Source organism: Bacillus sp. NPDC094077 (genome assembly GCF_050279465.1).
Taxonomy (GTDB): Bacteria; Bacillota; Bacilli; order Bacillales; family Bacillaceae_G; genus Bacillus_A.
The window spans coordinates 380,096-400,790 of sequence record NZ_JBNNUF010000004.1; the positions used below are offsets into that span (position 1 = coordinate 380,096).

The 20,695-nt window shown below is 34.7% G+C and carries 26 protein-coding genes and 3 pseudogenes; 18 read left to right on the top strand and 11 right to left on the bottom strand.

Annotated features, from left to right (window positions below; all coding sequences use genetic code 11):
- Window positions 1-103 precede the first annotated feature (103 nt).
- On the top strand, window positions 104-634 hold the full coding sequence (locus ACQKNR_RS13685) for an iron ABC transporter substrate-binding protein (protein ID WP_427318385.1): 531 nt from the start codon (window positions 104-106) through the stop codon (window positions 632-634).
- 31 nt (window positions 635-665) lie between these two features.
- On the opposite strand, the gene ACQKNR_RS13690 is transcribed toward ACQKNR_RS13685, so the two are convergent.
- Window positions 666-1,247, bottom strand: coding sequence for an NAD(P)H-dependent oxidoreductase (locus tag ACQKNR_RS13690; protein WP_427318386.1), 582 nt, complete (start codon window positions 1,245-1,247; stop codon window positions 666-668).
- 383 nt (window positions 1,248-1,630) lie between these two features.
- Here ACQKNR_RS13690 and ACQKNR_RS13695 point away from each other — a divergent pair.
- Both ACQKNR_RS13695 and ACQKNR_RS13700 read left to right on the top strand, forming a co-directional pair.
- Window positions 1,631-1,726, top strand: a pseudogene (locus ACQKNR_RS13695) (MerR family transcriptional regulator); the annotation flags it as partial.
- A gap of 182 nt (window positions 1,727-1,908) precedes the next feature.
- On the top strand, window positions 1,909-2,748 hold the full coding sequence (locus tag ACQKNR_RS13700) for a peptidylprolyl isomerase (RefSeq protein ID WP_427318387.1): 840 nt from the start codon (window positions 1,909-1,911) through the stop codon (window positions 2,746-2,748).
- 497 nt (window positions 2,749-3,245) lie between these two features.
- On the opposite strand, the gene ACQKNR_RS13705 is transcribed toward ACQKNR_RS13700, so the two are convergent.
- Together ACQKNR_RS13705 and ACQKNR_RS13710 are read right to left on the bottom strand one after the other, a co-directional pair.
- On the bottom strand, window positions 3,246-3,407 hold the full coding sequence (locus tag ACQKNR_RS13705) for a Phr family secreted Rap phosphatase inhibitor (protein WP_193412937.1): 162 nt from the start codon (window positions 3,405-3,407) through the stop codon (window positions 3,246-3,248).
- On the bottom strand, window positions 3,407-4,498 hold the full coding sequence (locus tag ACQKNR_RS13710; protein WP_427318388.1) for a tetratricopeptide repeat protein: 1,092 nt from the start codon (window positions 4,496-4,498) through the stop codon (window positions 3,407-3,409). The genes ACQKNR_RS13705 and ACQKNR_RS13710 overlap by 1 nt, the downstream gene beginning before the upstream one ends.
- Window positions 4,499-4,788: 290 nt before the next feature.
- Between ACQKNR_RS13710 and ACQKNR_RS13715 the strand changes: the two are divergent.
- Both ACQKNR_RS13715 and ACQKNR_RS13720 read left to right on the top strand, forming a co-directional pair.
- Window positions 4,789-5,163 (top strand): annotated as a pseudogene (locus ACQKNR_RS13715) (FtsX-like permease family protein); the annotation flags it as partial.
- Between the two features lie 512 nt (window positions 5,164-5,675).
- Window positions 5,676-6,155: an N-acetyltransferase family protein gene (locus ACQKNR_RS13720; protein WP_427318389.1), complete on the top strand. Its 480-nt coding sequence runs from the start codon at window positions 5,676-5,678 to the stop codon at window positions 6,153-6,155.
- A 20-nt stretch (window positions 6,156-6,175) separates the two neighbouring features.
- On the opposite strand, the gene ACQKNR_RS13725 is transcribed toward ACQKNR_RS13720, so the two are convergent.
- Window positions 6,176-6,667 carry a phosphatidylglycerophosphatase A family protein gene (locus ACQKNR_RS13725; RefSeq protein ID WP_193412944.1) on the bottom strand — a complete coding sequence of 164 codons (492 nt, stop codon included), beginning with the start codon at window positions 6,665-6,667 and terminating at the stop codon, window positions 6,176-6,178.
- Window positions 6,668-6,787: 120 nt separating this feature from the next.
- Between ACQKNR_RS13725 and yutH the strand changes: the two genes are divergently transcribed.
- On the top strand, window positions 6,788-7,789 hold the full coding sequence (yutH, locus tag ACQKNR_RS13730; RefSeq protein ID WP_427318390.1) for a spore coat putative kinase YutH: 1,002 nt from the start codon (window positions 6,788-6,790) through the stop codon (window positions 7,787-7,789).
- Window positions 7,790-7,848: 59 nt separating this feature from the next.
- On the opposite strand, the gene ACQKNR_RS13735 is transcribed toward yutH, so the two are convergent.
- Window positions 7,849-8,064, bottom strand: coding sequence for a carbonic anhydrase (locus ACQKNR_RS13735; protein WP_193412946.1), 216 nt, complete (start codon window positions 8,062-8,064; stop codon window positions 7,849-7,851).
- A gap of 317 nt (window positions 8,065-8,381) precedes the next feature.
- Window positions 8,382-8,618, bottom strand: coding sequence for a NifU family protein (locus ACQKNR_RS13740; protein WP_000431179.1), 237 nt, complete (start codon window positions 8,616-8,618; stop codon window positions 8,382-8,384).
- A gap of 206 nt (window positions 8,619-8,824) precedes the next feature.
- Between ACQKNR_RS13740 and ACQKNR_RS13745 the strand changes: the two genes are divergently transcribed.
- The 5 genes and pseudogenes from ACQKNR_RS13745 to phnA all read left to right on the top strand — a co-directional run bounded on the left by ACQKNR_RS13745 (window position 8,825) and on the right by phnA (window position 12,457).
- Window positions 8,825-9,133, top strand: coding sequence for a YuzD family protein (locus ACQKNR_RS13745; RefSeq protein WP_000248586.1), 309 nt, complete (start codon window positions 8,825-8,827; stop codon window positions 9,131-9,133).
- Window positions 9,134-9,184: 51 nt separating this feature from the next.
- Entirely contained in the window at window positions 9,185-9,979 is a 795-nt protein-coding gene (locus ACQKNR_RS13750) for a nucleotidyltransferase domain-containing protein (protein WP_427318391.1), read from the top strand.
- Between the two features lie 126 nt (window positions 9,980-10,105).
- A pseudogene (locus ACQKNR_RS13755) lies at window positions 10,106-10,671 on the top strand (CPBP family intramembrane glutamic endopeptidase).
- 321 nt (window positions 10,672-10,992) lie between these two features.
- A complete protein-coding gene (locus tag ACQKNR_RS13760) occupies window positions 10,993-11,775 on the top strand; it encodes a DUF2628 domain-containing protein (protein WP_427318392.1) in 783 nt (260 codons plus the stop codon).
- Window positions 11,776-12,115: 340 nt separating this feature from the next.
- Window positions 12,116-12,457: an alkylphosphonate utilization operon protein PhnA gene (phnA, locus tag ACQKNR_RS13765; RefSeq protein WP_002174031.1), complete on the top strand. Its 342-nt coding sequence runs from the start codon at window positions 12,116-12,118 to the stop codon at window positions 12,455-12,457.
- 101 nt (window positions 12,458-12,558) lie between these two features.
- Here phnA and ACQKNR_RS13770 read toward each other — a convergent pair whose 3' ends face one another.
- The 4 genes from ACQKNR_RS13770 to ACQKNR_RS13785 all read right to left on the bottom strand — a co-directional run bounded on the left by ACQKNR_RS13770 (window position 12,559) and on the right by ACQKNR_RS13785 (window position 15,560).
- Window positions 12,559-13,356: an ABC transporter permease gene (locus ACQKNR_RS13770; RefSeq protein ID WP_427318393.1), complete on the bottom strand. Its 798-nt coding sequence runs from the start codon at window positions 13,354-13,356 to the stop codon at window positions 12,559-12,561.
- The gene (locus ACQKNR_RS13775; RefSeq protein WP_427318394.1) at window positions 13,340-13,999 is read right to left on the bottom strand and encodes an ABC transporter ATP-binding protein; all 660 of its coding nucleotides are present in this window, start codon (window positions 13,997-13,999) and stop codon (window positions 13,340-13,342) included. Before ACQKNR_RS13775 ends, ACQKNR_RS13770 begins: the two co-directional genes overlap by 17 nt.
- A 64-nt stretch (window positions 14,000-14,063) precedes the next feature.
- Window positions 14,064-14,237 (bottom strand): aspartyl-phosphate phosphatase Spo0E family protein, encoded by a 174-nt coding sequence (locus ACQKNR_RS13780; RefSeq protein WP_193412953.1) that lies wholly within the window; start codon window positions 14,235-14,237, stop codon window positions 14,064-14,066.
- A gap of 252 nt (window positions 14,238-14,489) precedes the next feature.
- Window positions 14,490-15,560 (bottom strand): NAD(P)/FAD-dependent oxidoreductase, encoded by a 1,071-nt coding sequence (locus ACQKNR_RS13785; protein WP_427318395.1) that lies wholly within the window; start codon window positions 15,558-15,560, stop codon window positions 14,490-14,492.
- A gap of 368 nt (window positions 15,561-15,928) precedes the next feature.
- On the opposite strand from ACQKNR_RS13785, the gene ACQKNR_RS13790 reads away from it, so the two are divergent.
- The 3 genes from ACQKNR_RS13790 (at window position 15,929) to ACQKNR_RS13800 (ending at window position 17,720) form a co-directional block, all read left to right on the top strand.
- A complete protein-coding gene (locus tag ACQKNR_RS13790; RefSeq protein WP_000595026.1) occupies window positions 15,929-16,168 on the top strand; it encodes a YuzB family protein in 240 nt (79 codons plus the stop codon).
- A gap of 290 nt (window positions 16,169-16,458) precedes the next feature.
- Entirely contained in the window at window positions 16,459-17,325 is an 867-nt protein-coding gene (gene dapF / locus ACQKNR_RS13795; RefSeq protein ID WP_427318396.1) for a diaminopimelate epimerase, read from the top strand.
- A gap of 41 nt (window positions 17,326-17,366) precedes the next feature.
- A complete protein-coding gene (locus tag ACQKNR_RS13800; protein ID WP_000573822.1) occupies window positions 17,367-17,720 on the top strand; it encodes a HesB/IscA family protein in 354 nt (117 codons plus the stop codon).
- A gap of 305 nt (window positions 17,721-18,025) precedes the next feature.
- Here ACQKNR_RS13800 and ACQKNR_RS13805 read toward each other — a convergent pair whose 3' ends face one another.
- A complete protein-coding gene (locus ACQKNR_RS13805; protein ID WP_427318397.1) occupies window positions 18,026-18,589 on the bottom strand; it encodes a GNAT family N-acetyltransferase in 564 nt (187 codons plus the stop codon).
- Between the two features lie 295 nt (window positions 18,590-18,884).
- Between ACQKNR_RS13805 and ACQKNR_RS13810 the strand changes: the two genes are divergently transcribed.
- The 4 genes from ACQKNR_RS13810 (at window position 18,885) to ACQKNR_RS13825 (ending at window position 20,668) form a co-directional block, all read left to right on the top strand.
- Window positions 18,885-19,136, top strand: coding sequence for a hypothetical protein (locus tag ACQKNR_RS13810; protein WP_427318398.1), 252 nt, complete (start codon window positions 18,885-18,887; stop codon window positions 19,134-19,136).
- 15 nt (window positions 19,137-19,151) lie between these two features.
- The gene (locus tag ACQKNR_RS13815) at window positions 19,152-19,331 is read left to right on the top strand and encodes a hypothetical protein (protein WP_427318444.1); all 180 of its coding nucleotides are present in this window, start codon (window positions 19,152-19,154) and stop codon (window positions 19,329-19,331) included.
- 370 nt (window positions 19,332-19,701) lie between these two features.
- Window positions 19,702-20,043 carry a hypothetical protein gene (locus ACQKNR_RS13820; protein WP_427318399.1) on the top strand — a complete coding sequence of 114 codons (342 nt, stop codon included), beginning with the start codon at window positions 19,702-19,704 and terminating at the stop codon, window positions 20,041-20,043.
- Window positions 20,030-20,668, top strand: a complete 639-nt coding sequence (locus tag ACQKNR_RS13825) for an O-methyltransferase (protein ID WP_427318400.1) — start codon at window positions 20,030-20,032, stop codon at window positions 20,666-20,668. The genes ACQKNR_RS13820 and ACQKNR_RS13825 overlap by 14 nt, the downstream gene beginning before the upstream one ends.
- Window positions 20,669-20,695: the final 27 nt, after the last annotated feature.

Sequence of the window (20,695 nt, forward strand, 5' to 3'; positions counted from 1 at the left end):
ACCGGAAGAGGTTACCTGTTTTTTTTATGCAGAATTGCATATGTACTGTAGTTATATAAAATGTAAAATTTTTATGTAATGATATAGGAGGGAGGAAATAAGAGTGTATTGGATGTCGTGCATTATGTTTGTTTTGGCAGTATGTGTTTTGTTCTTTGTTCTATGGAAGATATATAAAATAAGTGAAATGAAAAAAAGCGCGGGAAAATTTATTGCAATGTATCCTCGGGTGAAACGACGTTGGATTGCATTACTTGGACCAGCGTACTTCATCGGACAATGTATGTATATATATGTTCAGTATATAAGTGGTGATATTGATACAGTTGAACAGTTTCTCATTCAGTTAGGTATTCATGCTGTAGCAAGTTGTTTTATGACTTTAATAGCTATCCATCTTATTAAAAGTGTACAAATATATGAAAAAGGTGTAATAGACGGATTGAACTTTTATTCATACGAAGAATTAAAAGGCTATAAAACATCAACATGGGAAAATCCAAAAAAAAATATATTTTTATATCGCGGGCGAGAAAAAATGAATGACAATGTAAATTTACTTATTAGACAGGAAGATATGAATGAATTAGAAAGTATACTTCAAAGATATATTCCTAAATTGATGATGAAATAAAAAACTCCGGTTGTTATAACCGGAGTTTTTATTAAAATACACGATTCACAACGTCTTTAACTTCTTCAAGATATTGTTTACGCACACTGTCATCCACAGAAGGAACGCTTGTATAAAATGTATGCTCAAGTGTTTCAATTCCTGTAAATTCAAAAATACCAGCATCAGTTGTTTTCTTCATGGCATCAAACATACCGTTTGCTGTGTATACTTCTTTCGTATTTCCCATTGTAGATAATAATAAGCCTTTTTTATCGCTTAATAACTTTTCAATGCCATTTTCACCGTAAGCATAAGCGAAGCCGTGGCTAAATACACGGTCAACGTATCCTTTTAAAATAGCAGGAAGTCCTGCCCACCAAACTGGGTAAATGAATGTAATGTTATCAGCCCAAGAAATATGTTCTTGCTCTTCTTTAATATCTTCTGGTGTATTTCCTTGAGAAAATGAGATGAAATCGGAAGCGCCTAATACGGGATTGAAGTTTAATTCGTATAAATCACGAACGCGTACTTCATGACCTTTTCCTTCTAATTCACTTTTTACAGTTTCTAAAATAGCATGGTTGAAGCTTTCTGTATTCGGGTGTGCATAAACGATTACATGTTTCATTGTTCTTCCTCCCATTTGTGGATATGTGAATAGTTTTTATGTATTCGTGTAACTATTATGGTTACTTTTGTTGCGAGAGTCAACTTTTCTGACGTGAGAAATAAAGTGAAACTGTAATCAGTGGGGGTTTTGTCCATCCTCTACTGATTATTAGTTGAACCAGTTAATGCGGGATAAATGTTAGTATGTGACAAAAAACACAAAAAATTAAAGGGTTTTCATTCTGGATAGGGGGCACATCACATTGCCATCAACTTAAGAAATTAAATGTTCCCCAAAACGAAAAAAATGAACTGAATTCTCATGGACACCTATGAAAAGATAAAATTTTCGTTTTGGGTTTATTTCAAAATCTTAGCTTGATGGGGATATGGCAGGACCCCTTAGAGAAGAAGTTAGAGAAACGAGATCAATTATTGCTTGAAAACATTAGAAATATGCAGAAGCAAAATCAGAAAGGCTTTTTCGGTTTTGTTTAAAATTAGATGTGGTTGCTATTCTTTTTTTTGATGGGTAAAGAAACCATATATTACATTTACACTGAAAAGAGATATAACTTATTTCTTATAAAGAACTTATTTTATTAATAAAATAGCAAATGTATTTTATATTATTTGATATACTGAACTATAAATTAATTTATAGAGAGAGGTATAAAACATTGATTAAACGACGTATGTTTATTGGTGCTGCAATGAGTGGCATTTTATTATTATCTGCATGTGGTAATTCAGATAATCTTGTTACATCGAAATCAGGAAATTTGACACAAGAAGAATTTAATAAAAAGTTAAAAGAGACCGCAGGAAAACCTGTTTTACAACAAGTAATGTTAGACAAGATTTTACTAGATAAATATAAAGTTTCAGATGATGAGGCAAAGAAAAAAGTTGAAGAATTAAAAAAACAAATGGGTGATAATTTTAAAGCCTATTTAGCACAAGTTGGTGCTAAAGATGAAGATGATCTTAAAACGAAAATAAAAACGCAAATAGCTTTTGAAAAAGCTGTTAAAGCTTCAGTTACGGAAAAAGAAATAAAAGATTACTATAAACCAAAATTAAAGGCAAGTCATATTTTAGTAAAAGATGAAAAAACGGCGAAAGAAATAAAAGAAAAATTAAATAATGGAGAAGATTTCGCAGCATTAGCAAAACAATATTCAGAAGATCCTGGTTCAAAAGAAAAAGGTGGAGAATTACCTGAGTTTGGTCCAGGTGAAATGGATTCTAAATTTGAAGAAGCTGCTTATAAATTAGAAGCTGGACAAGTAAGTGATCCAATAAAATCTTCTTATGGTTACCATATTATTAAATTAACAGAGAAAAAAGAGTTAAAACCTTTTGATCAAGAAAAAGATAATATTCGTAAGGAATTGGAACAGAAGCGTTCACAAGATCAACAATGGCAACAACAATTCTTTAAAGATTTATTCAAGAAAGCAGATATAAAAATAACAGATAAAGATTTAAAAGATACTTTTAAAGAAGTTGAAAAATAAAGCTATGTACAAAAAAATAACCCCTAGGGGTTATTTTTTTTGTACATAGCTTTAAACTAATGAAATAAAATCTACTTACTTGCCTTAAAAATAAGTAGGAGTGTTTATTTCATTTTTATTATAACATCTTATATCTTAATTATTTATTTGTATAAAAACTAGCTATATCATTGTCATATTTATTTTGAATAAAATAACTTAGTTTAATGGTTTGTCAACGGTAAGCGGAACGTAGTGAGCATTAAGGGGGCCTGCCGCATGCCCATCAACCTAACAGAACAGGTTGCCACATCACTATCAAGTTAAGAAACACATTCTTCCCTAAAGCGATAAAAATGAACTTCAGTGCTATAAAAAACAGAAAATTTCCATTTAGAGGGTAATTTAAAGTCTTAGCTTGATGGGAATGTGGTGCTCCAAAATAAAAGGAAACCAAATCATTAACCTCATTACAAAAAAAGAGACTTCCGTTATGGAGTCTCTTTTTTTTGCTTATATTAGATTGTCTCCCCATGGGCGCCATCGTAATCGTTGCTATGCATTAACGCCGGAGCTGGATAATCTCCATAAGCAACTGCCTTATCATTTGTATTTGCTCCGATTGCCAAAAAACCGATAAGTCCTAAGCCTAATGCGATTAAACTTAATTTTTTCTTCATTACTTTAACGCTCCTTTTTCATTCTTTTTTTCTTTCGCTTGATGTTGCATGTGGAAATACTCGCTTGCCTTGACTGGATCTCCTTCTTTATAGAAACAAAGTGCCAGTTTCTCTGTATATTCTCTTGTGTACTCATACAACTCTTCTTTATCGAAATAAGCAATTCCTTCTAAAATTGCTTTTTCAATGTTTTTTGTAGAAACATTTAAGTTCATTTCTTTTAAAATATTAAAATGATGTTTGTATAATTCATCATTTTCCCCACAAATCTCCAATCCTTTGTTAACGAGTTCGGAAACTTGCTCTTTTTCCCCTAGTTTATGATATTCGCGTGATAACAATAAAATAGCCTTATAGTTATTCGGCATGCCCTCTATAACTGCTGAAAGGTGTCTAATTGCTAATGTAGATAGATTTTGACTTGCATACAGCCAACCGAGGTTATTTCGAACACGTAAAATTAATTCTGATGCATTTTTCTTTTGAAGAATATCGATCGCCGCTGTGAAATATTCTTCTGATTCTTCGTATTGATCCAAATGTACACAAATACCACCTAATAAATTTTTACACAGCCCCACGTTGATTTCGTGACCTGGATGTTTTTCAAAAATATCTAGAGCCATATTTCCAAATTTAATTACTTTGAGGGGTTTGTACGTATAGTTATTGAACGCAGCAACTCTATAATAAAATTCCCCAAGTTCAATTTCATCAGAAATGGAGTTTAATAATTGTTCCGCTTTTTCATACTCTTCTCGTGCTTTTACGAAGCTTGAAATTGATGTTCGGTGAATTCCCTTGAAGAAATGGTAATAAAACATAAGGAGATTGTCTGAAGGCGTATATACCGCTTCAATTTCTTCAAAACTATCTTTTGTAATCCCTAATCCGTTTGTTAACACCTTGTATCGAAAATCTAATAGGGAATAATACAGTAATAAATTTTTATCATCTTTCAATTCTTCTTTTCGTTCATCAATTTCCTTTTTCATAGTTGCAGCTTCTTTATATTTTTGAGAAATTATGAGATGATACCAATCATTTAACAACTTGTACGTATTTTGATTTGTAAAAACACTTGTATTCAATTGCTCTTCCTCCTGCTGCTTGATTCTAAATTTACTAAATATTAACATACTTCTATTAATTGCATATACTTCCCTTTGTTGGATGGAGTGATAAAATTTTCATTGAATATCCAGACTTTTTGGTGGTGAAAAAGACTTTAACTCTCTAATCAATGAATTAATCTATCATATTTTCGATTCCATTATTTATTCGTATAATAGCACTAATGATTGTAAAACCGTTTCAAATGATACTAAGTATTGAAAAGATGATTAGTAGCCGAAGTGTAATTCGTTATCGGAATAAAGCTGTGTTAGTTGTAATTATCTTCATTATTTCTGGTATAGGATTAACGAATGCGATTGTCGCAAGTTTACATGAAAGACGTGCTGAAATTAGTATGATTCGTGTGGTAGGAGCTATTCTGAAACAAATGAGACGGATTGTTTTATTAGAGGGAACTTTACTTGGAGCGATAGCTGGTTGTATTGGCATTTTTGGCGGAATTTTGTTTAGTTATATTGTGTTATCAAGCTTAGAGTTAACGGTTATTATCATTCCGTATAATCAAGTTTTTATATTAACTCTAGCTAGTGTGGTGCTTGGAGCAGGGGCAGCAATGATTGCTTCATTACAATTAAGAAAGTTCAAATTAAGTGATACTTTAAAGGAGTTATCGGCATAAAAGATTGCTATACCCCGCTCATACAAAGAACAAAGAAGACAAATAAAATAATGACAATACCAATGCCGAAGTTAAATACGAGAGTACTATCCATATATGAAACCTCCTTATTTGAAAGTAAAAAGCACTCTGACTGGAGTGCTTTTTTATTTTGAATCTCTCGTAACGTACTTCACAACTTTTAGAGAGGGATTCATGCGTTTAAAGAGTTATATTATGTTATGCGTGTAATTTGGGGAATGAGTAAGTCCTTGTGCGATATACAAAAAAGACACCCTTTCGAGTGTCTTTTCAGATGACAAAATGTGCCAATTGCTTGAGGTTGATAAGACGCTAATTTCCGTTTTAACGCCTTTTCTCTAATCAAGAAGTGTAGCAACAGCGATTCGAGTAAATTGTAGCACTTTTTTTATGGATGTGTGCATGCAATTATGCATAATGCAATTAGAGGGAAATCGAATGTGAAAAATGAATGAGTAGATATATAGAATATTTGATAAGGAGCGAGAGATATGGATATACATACGTTAACAGAAGAAGAAGCGATTGAGATAAATACGTGGACGTACGAGGAGCCGTATAATTTATATAGTTTTTCAGGAGATGCTGAAGTAATAGAAGAGCTGTTAGACGGGACATATTATGGCTGTTGTGATGAGGAGGGAGAGTTTATCGGGTATTTTTGCTTTGGGAAAAATGCACAAGTTCCGGGGGGAAGAGATGCTAATTTATATGTGGGGGAAGATGTAGTAGACATTGGTCTTGGAATGAAGCCAGTGTTAACAGGTAAAGGGACGGGAAAAATATTTTTTCAAGCGGGAGTAGCGTTTGCAACTAAAGAATTCAATTCGAAAATATTCCGACTCAGTGTAGCAACATTTAATAAAAGAGCGATTACACTATATAAAAATATAGGTTTTCAACAGGGGCCTATTTTTTTGAGCCGAGGAAGAGAATTCATGCTGATGGAATATGAAAGACCGTCAGTATGAAACTGACGGCCTAGAAAGTATTATTCCGAGTGGTCAGCTCGGTGTGCTAAACGGCTTGAAGCAGCGGCAGCGATTCCCCCAACGATATCGTCAAGGAACGTATGCACTTTTCCAGTTGATTTATCATTTAAGTATTCTAAAATACCTGGTTTTAATTTATCAATATATCCAAAGTTCGTGAAACCGATAGAGCCGTACACGTTCACGATAGAAAGTGCGATAACTTCATCAATTCCATATAGGCCTTCATCACGTTTTACGATATCTTGTAACGGCTCACTTAACATTCCTTTTTCAGCGAGGACATCGAGTTCGATACCAGTAATAAGTGCATTTTGTACTTCGCGTTTTGATAGTACACGTTCTACATTGTAACGACATTCTGCCATCTCTAAATTTGGATGGTATTTTTTTTGAAGGAAATGAACGAGTTCAGCAATGTCGTCAATTGTTACACCGCGCTCTTGTAATAGTTGTAATGCTCTTTCTTGTAGTTGATTGGATTCTTTCATGTTTATCACCTTTTTTTCTTTTTAGTATTTGTATACGTTTCATTGCTTTATCATGTGCATAGGAATGAAAGGCGAGCACAAGCTCATATATATAAAGAAAAACCATAGGTGGCGACTGCGATGATTCATCATATTTATGAGCATTATCATATGCATGCTAAAGAATTAATCCCCCTTGGCCCCTATAAAAGCTTTTGGATTCGCAACAAAATTTATGTACTTGTTCCAATTGGAGAAATGGAGGAAGAAGTACTTGTAGAGATGAAAAAGCTCAGTGATTATATGAACCAGCAAGGGGATATAACTGTAGCGACTTTCGTTCCGACTATACACGGCTACTATGTAAGTGAGATAGAAGAAAAAAATTACTGCTTATTAAAAGGTATGCGTACGTTAGAACGACATGCTATGTCATTAGGAAGCGAGCTTTCTATATTCCATAAACGAGGTGCATTCTTTCCGGAAGAAATTGAACAATTAAGCCGCATTGGTGAATGGAAAGCGTTATGGGAAAAAAGGCTCGATCAGTTAGAAAAGTTTTGGCAATCACAAGTGATGAACCACCCTTCAGACGTATTCGATCAATTGTTTATTGAATCCTTCCCGTATTACTTAGGAGTTGCAGAAAATGCAATTCAATATGTTGTCGATACAGAAATGGATGATACGCCGCAAATAACCGATGCAGCAACAATTTGCCAGGAACGATTTACACCTTTATTATGGCATCAAACGAAGCGTCTCAAACTTCCTTTTGATTGGGTGTACGATCACCCAACTAGAGATATAGCAGAATGGATTCGCCATATGACGATAGAAAAAAAGAAAGACTGGGAGCAAACAATCGTTCAATTTGTTACAGATTATGAACGTAATTATTCGCTATCCTCATTTGGTTGGCGCTTATTATTTGCAAGGCTCCTGTTCCCGCTCCACTATTTTGAAACGGTCGAACGATATTACCAAACTGGGAACGAAGAACAAAAAAGCATATATAGAGATCGCTTAGAAGCCATTTTACACGATGTGAACCGCTCAGAGCAATTTATGAAGCATTTTTATGGCTCGCTTCGTTTACCAGTCGATAAGCTCGGGATTAGAAAATTAGATTGGCTATCTTAAAAGTATAAAAAAGAGACCGATTGAGGTCTCTTTTTTATACCACAATTATATGTAATACATTATGCTCCTACCTTTTGATCTGCACATATATTTAAAATGAATTGATGTCTTTCGATTTTTTCATTTACTTTACTCAATAATTCTTGCTGAATTTCTTTAAATAAAAATTGATAGCTTGTATTCCATGTTGGTATAACGGATGAAAGGTTTAATAAATACTCTTTTTTCTGTTCTAGTTCTTGAATTGTTGAAAAAGTACTTCCCATTCTTGGCATGTGTCGTCCCCCTATGTGTTTTACTTTATATGTGTGAACGATTCACTATATAGTATTAATTATCGCATTTTTTGAGAAGGATTTCCAATTTTGTTTTATGATGTTAAAGGATAAGTGTTATTTGAATAAAAAAAAGAGACCAATTTTGGTCTCTTTTAGCAAGCGATTCTGAACGAGCCGCTTCCGCTTTTAGATTAATATCTAGCTCCAGCGGCTAAAATGTTCGGTGGCTTCGCTTCTTCCACCGAGGCAAAAAGCGCCTCTATGTCAGAGGCTCCATCCCCCTCACATTTTGAACGAGCCGCTTCCGCTTTTAATTAGAATACTTGCTCTACCTCGATAACGCCTGGTACTTCTTCAAGTAACGCGCGCTCGATACCAGCTTTTAGTGTGATTGTAGAACTTGGGCAGCTTCCGCATGCACCCATAAGGCGTAGTTTTACGATACCTTCTTCAATGTCTACTAATTCAACGTCACCGCCATCACGAAGTAAGAACGGGCGTAATTTATCTAATACTTCTAGTACTTGTTCTTGCATATTTGGGTTTTCCATTTTTATCGACTCCTTTCATCAGTTTTATTATAATCAAGATAGAGGGGAAAATCTATTTTTTCTCTTCTTGTTTTATTGTCGAAATATTGTATCATGTGTACAACGTGTTTTTTCAGTATAGGGGTATGAAATACGTTTGTAAAATGATGTGCTTATGTAATAAGACATCTGAATATACTGTTAGAACAAGAAGTGGGGGAGAAGAAATGGTTAATGTGCAAGTGTATGGGACGAAAGTAATTTGTGCGAGCTGCGTCGGAATGCCATCTTCAACAGAAACGTTTGAATGGTTACAAGCGGCGATTGGTCGTAAGTATGAAGGACAAGAAAATAAATTTAAGTTTGAGTATATTGATTTTCAAGAAGAACAAGAAGATGAGGATAAAAAAGCATTCGCAGAGCGAGTAGTGGAGGAAGATTTATTTTATCCAGTCGTTCTTGTAAATGGAGAAATTGTTGGAGAAGGAAATCCTCGTTTGAAGGATGTTTACGAAGAAATCGAGAAATATTTATAAATTAGGAAGCCTTTGCGAATTTGCAAAGGCTTTTTTAATGGAGGGATAGATATGGAGAATGGAATAAAACAAGCTTTACCAGAAGAAGTAAAGCAGTTAATGGAGCAGTACATAGTAGGGGTAAAAGAAATTTTTTTAGATGAAAAAATAGTCGGGGTATACGTTTACGGCTCGATCGCGCTAGGAGCATTTCATATAGAAACGAGCGATGTTGATTTTGTTGCAGTAATCAATGATTACGTGAATGAAGCTGAAAAACAACAACTCGTAGAACTACATAAGAAGCTTAGTAATAGTACGCTAGGAAAAAGAATGGACGGTATGTATATTCCGCTCGCTGATTTAGGGAAATACAATGATGAAATGAATGAGTACGTGTATTGTGCAGATGGTAAGGCGGATATTGGCCATTGGGATATTAATGCGGTCACATGGTGGACATTGAAAAAACAAGGCATTACAGTTATCGGGAAAGAAGCAGAAGATCTTCCGTTTCAAATACAATGGGACGATGTAGTAAATACGATGAAATATAATGTAGAACATTATTGGAGTGAAAAAGCGAAGCGTCCGTATTTATTTTTTATAGAAGAATGGGTGGAATCAGCTGTCGTTACGATGGGACGTATTTTATATACGTTAGAGAATAAAACAATCGTCTCAAAAGATAGAGGATTGCAATACTTGTTAGAACGTTCAGCGAAAGAATGGGAGCCTTTATTAAAAGAAGTAGAGCGAATACGAAATGATCCAAAAGAAAAGCGAATGCTCTCAAGGTGGAGAAGGGCTGATATGACAAAGAGGTATTTGCTTCACTTGATTGAGACGTGTAGAGAGAAATGGTAGGGAAGAAAATGGACAATACAGTAGGGTGTATTGTCTTTTTTATGTGTGGAAACTGTTCAGTTTTTTATTTGGTATATAATGGTTTGAAAGGTTTAATTATACTGGAGGAGATATGATGAACACGGAATTAGTTTTTTGAACCTTGTATATGATTCCTCATTATATCCATGGTATGTAGATCATCTTATTCCATTCTTCACGTTTTTTACGATTATTTTAATGTATTCACCAGCAAGAAATTCCTGTTTACAGTTAGTAAAATCACTATAGTTCAATAATTTTAAGAATTATGTCACAATAGCAATGACGATGATATTGCTTCTTGTATATCTTGCAGTATTAAATTTAGTTCTACCAACGGGGTTTAGTATGGATATGGATGAGTCTAATATAGTAATAGAGCCTATTATAAATGAAATAATTCTATACGTAGTTGTGCTCACAATTTTTGCACCGATTTGGGAAGAACTTTTATTTCGAGGTATATTTTTCACGAAATTATCTCAGCGCTTTTCTACACTTAGTAGTATTGTAATACGTGCTTTTATATTTACTTTAGGTAGTGTGTTATATATTTTTGGTATCGGTGTATGTTTAGCTTACACTTATAAGAAAACAAATAATTTACTCGTTCCATGGGGAATTCATTTATTAAACAATGTATTTTTATATTAGTAAATTTTCAGCTGTAAAAAGACGCCTTTTTGAAAAGGGCGTCTTCCCTATTTTGTAGTAGGTAGAAAAGGCTTTACAAGTATGGTGTGGAGGAAAGGTAATACGAAATAAGGAGAGTTTCATGTGAAACATTTTTCATTATAAAATATTTAACTTAGTGTATTAAATATATGATACATGATTATTTTAATATATTTAAAAGTAAAATGAAATAAGAAACGAGTATTTGTTGGAATATATTCGATTTCCGTTCAATTTTATGAAATATAACTATTTTTTGTTAGATTCCTTCGTTTTGTGCATATACAATAAAATTATATCGAAATAAGAGAAGGATGATGTACGTGAAGGAAACTGTTTTACAAGAAACATTCTCCCAGCAAGAATTACATAAAGTTGTGAGAAAGAATACAGCGTATTACGATTTTAAATGGGGACAAGTGAAAAATCCAAAGAAAGAAAATACGTGGAATTGGGTAGCATGTATCTTCCCGCACTTTTGGTTAGCGTATCGTAAAATGTATAAGTTATTTATTATACTTACGTTATTAGCGGTACCTACTTTAATTACAGCTACTTTTATTGATATACCAATGTGGATAGATTTTATAATATATATTGGAATTATGCTATTTACGGGATGGCAAGGGAATCGATTGTATTATAAGCATGTTATCCGTATTTTGCATAAGGCAGAAAATGTGCCTGATTATAAGAAAGAGTATTATTTACAATCAAAAGGCGGCGCTCATATCGGGCTTATGATTGGTTTACAAGTTATAGTATTTGTATTGTTTGCAGGTGCTAGTTTCGGTTTATCTTATTTACCAACTGAACCTAACATTAAAAACGTTGTTCGCTTAAGTCTTGAAGGAGAGGCTTTAGAGTCTATCACAGACAAACCAAATTGGAAGTACGTTAAAAAAGAAAAAGATTATGACATAGTAGAATTTACTGGCTATGATTATGAAGAAAAGGAAAATGTGAAAATTAAATTCGCTGTATATTTAAATGATGATTACTTTGAATGGCAAGTAATTTATTTAAATAATAAAAAGTTAAGTGAAGAAGAAGTAGAAGAGTATCAAATTTACGTTGAAGAAAATATGTGGTTTTTCTAGAGAGAAACTCGTTAATTTTGAAAAGAAGAATCTTGTGAAGATCCTTCTTTTATTTATTGGAAACGCCATACGAATTGAAATTTTGTAAAATACAATAAAAAATGAGAATTTGAGGTAGGCTTGTCAATAACGTGAGACTATGGCAGTATAAAGAAATGCTATACAAATTTTATTTATCCCGCATTAACGGGTAGTAAGACTTCTATCTCAGAATAGGGCGCCAGCAAATATGTAGATGGGATGTCAACTGCCCGTAAATGCCCGATTAGTTGAACTTTATCGACATGTAAAAATCTAATTTGATTTTTACGTATAAATAATGAACGGAGGAAATGAATTTATGGCTACTTTACCAAATTGTCCAAAATGTAATTCAGAATATACGTATGAGGATGGCGTTCTTTTCGTATGTCCAGAATGTGCACATGAGTGGGGACAAGAAGCGGAAGCTGAAAATAATGATGGTGCAAAAGTTGTAAAAGATGCGAACGGAAACGTTCTTCAAGATGGCGATGCTGTTACTGTAATTAAAGATTTAAAAGTAAAAGGAACTTCTTCAGTTGTGAAGATTGGTACGAAAGTAAAGAGTATCCGTCTAGTTGAAGGAGATCACGATATTGATTGCAAAATCGACGGTTTCGGAGCTATGAAGTTAAAATCACAGTTCGTTAAGAAGGCGTAAGTAAATAAAAGGAGGAGGCGAATAGCCTCCTCTTTTTATTGTGTTATTTTTTGTCGGTAAGTCGATATAATTTCATTCACTGTGAACAAACGGTGCATCATTTACCGCGCAGCATAGTCCATTTCTTTTAACTGACACCGCTTATTAAAGAACGTTTTATATCCAAGTTGTAAGAAGATAATAACAGCGAAAGCAGTACTCCCTGAAATACCGAGTATAATGGCGATTTGATATTGAATCGCTGTAAACGGTGATACGCCAGATAATATTTGACCAGTCATCATGCCGGGAAGGCTTATAATTCCCATTCCGACCATGGAATTGATTGTTGGTAAAATAGCAGAATCAAAAGCGTCTCGAATGAGCGGAGCGGTTGCTTCTTTCGGTGTTGCGCCGAGCATAAGTGCACCTTCAATTTGACCTCTTTGTGATTTCATATTGTTTAAGAATGTATTTGCACCAAGAGAAACACCTGTCATCGCATTTCCAACTAACATCCCTGTAATTGGAACGATATATTGCGGCGCATACCAAGGGTCGTGTCCGATAATAACAAAGATAAATAGTAGAAGTGGTCCAATTGATCCCGCAACCATAGAAAGAGCAGCTACTCGTTTTAAGTCTTTTGACATCGGGATATTGACTCGTTTATAAATGTTAAAAATTGCAAAGGTAGTAATAGAAGTAATAAGAGCGATTGTATAAAATGGATTACTGTTTTCAAATACGTATGTAAGAACATATGCAACAAGTACGAGCTGAATGGTCATACGGAATGTTGCGATCGCAATTTGTTTCTCGCGCGGGATTCCTTTTAATTTCACAAGCCCGATTAAAATAAGAATGAAAATATATGCAGCAGCAAGTTGCCAAATTTGGAGTTCAATAACGCCCTTCAACTGAGAGCACTTCCTTTCTAGTTGCACCGTTTGTTTTACTAATTTCAATAATATCGTCTGCAATTTCTTCTGGAAGTTGTTGCGAGTGCGTGATGAAAATAACTGTTTTTTTCTTTACTCTTGCGAGTATAGTGAATTGCTTCATAACGCGGCGTTCTGTATCACTATCTAATGCCGAAGTTGGTTCATCTAATAAATAGACGGGGGGATCCATGAGTATGATGCGAGCAAAAGAAAGCCTTTGTTTTTCACCGCCGGATAAAGAGGAGGCGGTGTCTTCTAAATTTTTTTCTAAGCTAACAGTCGTTAATGCATGCCGCAAAGCATCATCATTTGGAAATAGCTTTTCAGAAAGACGCAATCCCATTAATAAATTGTCTTTAACAGTCCCGTCAAAAATGGGTGGCGTTTGCCCAAGCATGACTACGTCACGTCGTAATTGAACAGGAGGATAATCAGAAATTGGTTTTCCGTTATATTCAATTGTACCGGATGTTGGAGATTGTAAATCGTTTAACATGTGAAGCAATGTACTTTTTCCGCTCCCGCTCTCACCGATAATACAAGTGATTTTTTCTTTTTGAATCTGCAAATAAGGAATGTGTAGTATATCTTTATATGTAACGTCTTTTAATATAAACATAAATTGCTCCTTTCTGATTCTATTTATATCGTATCAAAAAAGAGAGGAAAATAGAAAAATAAGGTTATAAAGAGCAACGTTTTTTCTTCGTTTTGAGTTCTATTAACAAGTTAAGTAAACGATCTAATTCTTGGCTGAAAGAGATCACTTTATCATGAGTGAATCCGTACATTTCAACGAGATAGATCAATTCTTTTTTCTTCGCTTCTATTCGATCGTTTAGTTTCGTTAAGTTCATAAGTGAAATGTAATGCCTCCTAATAAAAGTATTTATCACATGAAAAATAAGACCGAATGAATTCGGTCCTAAAGGAAATAATAAAAACAACTTACAAATAGCATATACTTTTTATCAATAGTTTTTAATATAAAAATAGAAAATTTTGTGAATCAATATTGGGAAAAATATTTCTGGCAATTTCCGTTTATGAAAAAATATTTTTTAATTGATGAAAAGAGGCTGCCTACATAGTAGACAGCCTGTAAAGTATCAACCGTTATGATATTTGTACATCCAGAGGATACCGGATTTTAATAACCTAGGTACACGTCCCATTAATGGCTGGTTTGCGAGTAAACCAAAGCCATGCTTCTTACCAAGAGAGCCGAGAACGCCTTTTAATTTAATAACAGGTAGTTCATCAGGAAGTGGTTCATTATTCCAACGTTTTAACAATATTTGAACAATTTGTTCTCCTTGACCTTCAGCAAGTTGAGCAGATGGTGCGTGTGGAAGTGCTGCGCAATCTCCTACAACATAAACGTGCTCATTATTCGGAATATTGTGATATTTCGTTAAGACAACCCGTCCGCTACCATCTTGTTCAACTGGAAGGTTTCGAACAACTTCATTTGCTTGAATACCAGCTGTCCAGACGATTGCATCACATTCAAGTGGTTCATCGTGGTTGTACACAATATTTGGTTCTACTTTTGTAATGTTAGAGTTTCGTATAATGGCAACTTTATGTTTTACGAACCATTCTTCTACGTATCTACTTAACTTCTCTGGATACGGGAATAAAATTCTATCTTTTCGATCAAATAAATAAATCTTTAAATCCGAACGACTTTCGCGAAGTTCACTTGCTACTTCAACGCCGCTTAGGCCAGCACCAACGACAGCAACTGTTGCGTTTGGTTCTAGACTATTTAATTGTTCATATGTCTTACGTGTTTGTTCAATCGATTGTAGGCTATGTGTATATTCTTTCGCCCCAGGAACGTTATGATATTTATCTTCACAGCCAAGTCCGATAATTAAATCGTCATATTTGATAGCTTCGCCGCCATCGAGATGAACAGCTTTTTCTTCGAGATCAATATTTGTTACTGTGCCGTATTGAATATTGAGACGTGGGTGCTCAGGAAACGGTATACGAATATGCGTTTCTGAAATTGTACCCGCAACTAATGCATAATATTCAGTTTTGAAGCAATGATATGGTACTTTGTCGATTAATGTCACTTGTACATCATCTGGAAGTTGGTTGCTTGGAAGTAGCCGCTGCAGAATTCTCATTCCACCGTAGCCGCCACCTAGTATTACGAGGTGTTTCATGATGGATTACCCCTTTTCTGTTGAAATATCCCCTAATCATAAAATTTTATATTAATAAAATATTTTGACTTTACTCAATCAAATTATATCGAATTTGTGAACAAATAACAATGCATGAATGAATACTCTGTTGTACAATAAGAAGAAAAGTAAAGTAAACTGTTTTTACCTTTTAGTTACTATTGTATTGCAAGTAGCATGTTATATAGAAGAAGTCATCTACTTTGAAGTAAAGTAATGAAGTAACTAAATAGTTTAGAATGTGTAACGAAAACAACAAGAAACAGCTTAGTTTTCTTCTTATAGATGAAGTCAGAAAGCCTATTATAGTAATGGGTAATTTGTTTTGTAGTACAGGGGGGAGAATTTTGATTAAACCATTAATTGAATTTTGTGTAGGTAACCTTGCGAGTGGTTCACAAGCAGCTTTAGAGAAATTAGAAAAAGATCCGAATTTAGATGTAATGGAGTATGGTTGTTTAGGATATTGTGGTATTTGTTTTGAAGGACCATTTGCCCTTGTGAATGGTGAAGTAGTACAAGGTGCAACAGTAGAAGAACTTGTAAATAATGTATATGAGTATTTGGATGAAAATCCAATGTTTTAAGGTGTTGCGAATGGGCAGCGCCTTTTTCTTTTTACATGAGATAAAACGTTATTTCGGAGGGCAGGATAATACTGATTATTAGTTGAACCAATCGGGAGTCTTACTGCCCACAAATAGCGGGATAAATAAAAAAAGGCCCTTTTAGAAGGGCTTTTTTCTTACACTGTTTGTGCAAGATTGACTTATCGCCAAAACGTTATCAAATATGAGAAACGGGGGACATTCATATTGTGTTCTAAAAGCATGCATTTTATACTTAAAATAACAAATTATTTTTGGAGTGAATACAAATGAGCCAATTTTCTTTTACAAAAATGCATGGTCTTGGCAATAGTTATATATATGTAAATATGTTTGAAGAACAAATTCCTGAAGAAGATTTAGCTCTTGTGGCGGAAAAGGTTTCAAATATTAATACTGGTATTGGAGCAGATGGGATGATTTTAATTTGTCCTTCTGATGTAGCACCGGTGAAAATGCGCATGTTTAATAATGATGGTTCAGAAGGAAAGAGCTGCGGCAACGGTTTACGCTGCGTAGCGAAATATGCGTATGAGCATAAACTAGTAGAAGAAACAGTTTTCACAATTGAAACGTTAGCTGGGATTGTAACGGCAGAGGTAACGGTAGAAGATGGTGTAGTGACATTAGCAAAAATCGATATGGGAGCACCGCGTTTAACACGTGCGGAAATACCGATGCTTGGTGAAGGTGAAACACCATTTATTCGTGAAAACTTCTTATACAATAATCATCGTTATGCATTTACAGCTGTTTCAATGGGGAATCCGCATGCAGTTATTTTTGTTGATGATGTAGAGGAAGCACCTCTTACAACACTTGGCCCAGTCCTTGAGACACATGAAATGTTCCCAGAGCGAGTAAATGTTGAATTCATTGAGATTTTGAATGATGAAGAGATGAACTTCCGCGTTTGGGAACGTGGATCTGGTGTAACACAAGCTTGCGGGACAGGGGCATGCGCTGCGGTTGTAGCTGCTATTTTAAATGGAAAGATGGAACGTGGTAAGGAAATTACAGTTCATTTAGCTGGCGGCGATTTAATGATTGCATGGACAGAAGAAGGAAATGTGTTAATGAAGGGACCTGCGGAAGTAATTTGCCGCGGAGTGTATGAGTACAAGATAGAAGCGTAAAGATGTATAATAGAATGAGAACAGAAAGGATGGTGTATTTCATGATTGAAGTAACAGAACAAGCAGCTTTTCAAATTAAAGATATGTTAAAAGATGCTGAAGATGGAGAGAAGTACGTGCGCCTTGCTGTACACGGCGGCGGATGTAGTGGTCTTTCTTACGGCTTAGGATTTGAAGTAGAACCAAAAGAAGACGACACAGTTCTTGAGTTTTTCGGTGTTGAATTTGTTATCGATAAAGAAAGTGCTCCAATTGTTAAAGGAGTAAAAATTGATTATAAACAATCTATGCTTGGCGGTGGATTCACAATCGACAATCCAAACGCAATCGCATCATGCGGATGTGGATCATCTTTCCGTACAGCGACGAATGCTGGTAAGCCGGAAGAGTGCTAAGTTTTTAGCAGAAGTAGAGAAAGACCTTTTTAGCGGTGAAATAAAATCGTTAAAAAGGTCTTTTCTTTTGTCGTAAAAAATCAAAAAAGCCGCCTTCCAAATTTAGAAATCGGTCTTAAGATATTTGTGCAACGAATGTTAAACTCTTAATCTAATTTATCCCGCTATTTGCCGGGCAGTAAGACCACCACCTCAAAATTCAGCGAAAGCAAAGAAGTTAGGTGGGGGATCAACTGCCCGTAAAAGCCCGATTGGTGAGGGCTAATAATCAGTGGGGATGAACAAAACCCCCACTGATTAAAGTTTCACTTTACCTTTGCATAGATGCAGGTATTAGTTAGTTGTTTGCCGTCAGCTGAAAGATCTTCATTACGTAGTATCCCTTCAAGCTCAAAGCCTAGTTTTTCAGGGATCGCACGACTTTTCGTGTTATTAGATTCACATCGTATTTCAATCCTTCTAAATTTGAATAACTGAAATCCAAGGGTTGTTAACGTACTTACTGTTTCTGTCATATATCCACTGCCACTAAATTGCGTGTTAATCCAGTATCCAATTTCGCATTTAGAAACTTTCCAATTAATTCCGTGAAGGCTAGCTGTTCCAACAAAATCATTCGTCTCCTTATGATAGATAAGATAGCGAAAGCTTTCTCTTTTCAAAAAATCTATATGCGCATTTCTCAGGAGAATTTCCGTTTCTTCAACAGTAGGAGTTGACTGGAATAAAAACAACCATTGCTTTAATTCACTAATTGAATCTTTAATAGCTTCATGTACTACATTCCCTTCACCAGCTTGAAGTGGTGCTCGAAGAATGAGTCTGTCTGTTTCTATTTGTAACGGAACATCTAATAAAATAGGATTCATATTATTTCTCCTCTCGAAAACTTTAAATTAGGACAGAATGAAACTTATGTAAAAAACTTTCGCTCAAAAGTTAGAAAACAATAAATATATATTCACTTCATCATTTGGAAATCCCTTTTCATATATTGAAAACGAAACCGCTAGTTGGATAAGGAATGATTATTTTTCTTCTAACTTTTGTCTTTTGCATAATTAGAAATTGGTTTATGTGTATGAAGAAGATGTGTAAAGTTATAGTAGGATTATTATTTGGTATAATATGGTAAGGTTACATAGTTTAAGAAGGTTTAAAGAGTTGTACAAAAAAATGAAAAGAGATTACATAAAAGGAATGAATGGTATGAGGATAAAAGTGAAAATAAAAAAAGCGAAGAAAAGCACCAGAATTCTGGCCTTAATAGCACTAATTGGGTTATTCGTTACTGACATGATCGGAAACTTATATTTAAGTGCAGGGGCAGTACTATTTGCGTTGGCCTTAATAGCAGCAGTTATTACTGATATGGTAGGTAGTTTTATAAAGTCTTGGAGAGAGAAACGTGAGTGATTGGAGAGTACAAGGATGAATGAAAATCAGGTAACGCTAATTTTATTAGCAGTGATAACAATCGCTTTAGTGTTTGTCGGAGTCTCGTCCAAATTTAATAGCATCATCGTGGATGTTATCGCTGTACTATTCTTGTTGGTATCTACTGCAGTAGGGGCAGCTGTTGTGACGGAACGCAGGTTACGCAAAAAGTAGTATTTTCCTTGTGTAAGAAGGAGGGATGCATGATTGGAAATATTTTTGAGTTCGTAGGGAGATACGTTATTAAACCTTTTATTAGATCGGTAAAATATTTTTTGATAGAGATTATAATTGAATCCGTAATAGAGGGTGTAATAAGTGGTATAAGGAGATTATGTAATAAAATTCATAGCAAGTGGAAAAACTGGTGTGGAAGATGAGTGGTGTGAATAAAGAATTACATGAGAAAAATCTTTATGAGAAAGGAGTGAAATGATTCCTTTTTCATAAGGGTTTTTCTTTTGTTTTGACATTTTGTATACAAACGTATACACTTCTAGATATAAAATAAATGTATACATTTGTATACAAAGAGGGATTTGAAATGAGAAAAGATAAGTTTATGAAAGAAGGACACCACCGTGGTGAGCGTCATAAAGGGAGAGATGGATCTCATCATCGCGGGCCGAAAACATTTCGCCGAGGGAGAGCAATTGCCTTTTTAGAAATGATGAATTTGAAACGAGCGACAATTAAACAACAGTTAAGTGAGCCAGAATTCCAGTCTATTCAGCAAATTTTAATCGGGGAATTAAAGGCAATTGATATGGTTATTAATGAATTTACACAACTATTTGAAATACATGAGAGTGAAACAGAAGAAGCGCCTACGTTAGATGAGAAGGCAAAACTAGAGCAAGGGACTGCATCTGATGAAACAAATTAATCGTTATATCGATTCAGTTTTCTGTGGTCAAGATGCTTTTCTGGATGAAGTAATCGTTTCAATACAAGAAAATGAAATGCCGCCGATATCCGTATCACCTTCTTCGGGAAAACTTTTAACGATGCTAGTTTCTATTTCTGGAGCGAAAGATATTTTAGAAATAGGTGCATTAGGTGGTTATAGCGGCATTTGCCTTGCGAAAGGTTTTGGAGAAGAGGGTACGTTAACTTCTCTTGAACTAGAAAAGAAATATGCAGAGGTAGCACATAATAATCTACATAAAGCGGGATTCGGAAAACAAGTGTCGTATATGACTGGTGCTGCTTTACAAAGTCTTGAAAAGTTAGTCGCAGATAATAAGCAATTTGATTTCTTTTTTATTGATGCGGATAAAGAAAATTACGAGAACTATTTAACATATTGTATTAAGCTGGCTAAGCCAGGTGCTGTAATTGTTACAGATAATGTACTAGCTGGTGGCAGTGTAGTAGATGAAAGTGCGAAACAAAAACGCTATACAGAAGTTATGAAGAAATTTAATGAAATGGCAGCAGCTCATCCAAATTTAGAATCTGTACTAATTCCAATTGGTGATGGGATGACGATTTCTAGAGTGAAGAAATAATTATTATCTTACAAAAGTGTAATGTTC

Coding starts and splice junctions, on each gene's coding strand:
- ACQKNR_RS13725 (WP_193412944.1), bottom strand. CDS start 6,667: ATGAAAGAATCCAATCAACTACAAGAAAGAGCATTACAACTATTACAA.
- ACQKNR_RS13825 (WP_427318400.1), top strand. CDS start 20,030: ATGAAACAAATTAATCGTTATATCGATTCAGTTTTCTGTGGTCAAGAT.
- ACQKNR_RS13805 (WP_427318397.1), bottom strand. CDS start 18,589: ATGAATCCTATTTTATTAGATGTTCCGTTACAAATAGAAACAGACAGA.
- ACQKNR_RS13815 (WP_427318444.1), top strand. CDS start 19,152: ATGAATGAAAATCAGGTAACGCTAATTTTATTAGCAGTGATAACAATC.
- ACQKNR_RS13775 (WP_427318394.1), bottom strand. CDS start 13,999: ATGTTTATATTAAAAGACGTTACATATAAAGATATACTACACATTCCT.
- ACQKNR_RS13760 (WP_427318392.1), top strand. CDS start 10,993: ATGTACGTGAAGGAAACTGTTTTACAAGAAACATTCTCCCAGCAAGAA.
- ACQKNR_RS13745 (WP_000248586.1), top strand. CDS start 8,825: ATGGTTAATGTGCAAGTGTATGGGACGAAAGTAATTTGTGCGAGCTGC.
- phnA (WP_002174031.1), top strand. CDS start 12,116: ATGGCTACTTTACCAAATTGTCCAAAATGTAATTCAGAATATACGTAT.
- ACQKNR_RS13820 (WP_427318399.1), top strand. CDS start 19,702: ATGAGAAAAGATAAGTTTATGAAAGAAGGACACCACCGTGGTGAGCGT.
- dapF (WP_427318396.1), top strand. CDS start 16,459: ATGAGCCAATTTTCTTTTACAAAAATGCATGGTCTTGGCAATAGTTAT.
- ACQKNR_RS13720 (WP_427318389.1), top strand. CDS start 5,676: ATGGATATACATACGTTAACAGAAGAAGAAGCGATTGAGATAAATACG.
- ACQKNR_RS13740 (WP_000431179.1), bottom strand. CDS start 8,618: ATGGAAAACCCAAATATGCAAGAACAAGTACTAGAAGTATTAGATAAA.
- ACQKNR_RS13785 (WP_427318395.1), bottom strand. CDS start 15,560: ATGAAACACCTCGTAATACTAGGTGGCGGCTACGGTGGAATGAGAATT.
- yutH (WP_427318390.1), top strand. CDS start 6,788: ATGATTCATCATATTTATGAGCATTATCATATGCATGCTAAAGAATTA.
- ACQKNR_RS13780 (WP_193412953.1), bottom strand. CDS start 14,237: ATGAACTTAACGAAACTAAACGATCGAATAGAAGCGAAGAAAAAAGAA.
- ACQKNR_RS13800 (WP_000573822.1), top strand. CDS start 17,367: ATGATTGAAGTAACAGAACAAGCAGCTTTTCAAATTAAAGATATGTTA.
- ACQKNR_RS13735 (WP_193412946.1), bottom strand. CDS start 8,064: ATGCCAAGAATGGGAAGTACTTTTTCAACAATTCAAGAACTAGAACAG.
- ACQKNR_RS13705 (WP_193412937.1), bottom strand. CDS start 3,407: ATGAAGAAAAAATTAAGTTTAATCGCATTAGGCTTAGGACTTATCGGT.
- ACQKNR_RS13750 (WP_427318391.1), top strand. CDS start 9,185: ATGGAGAATGGAATAAAACAAGCTTTACCAGAAGAAGTAAAGCAGTTA.
- ACQKNR_RS13690 (WP_427318386.1), bottom strand. CDS start 1,247: ATGAAACATGTAATCGTTTATGCACACCCGAATACAGAAAGCTTCAAC.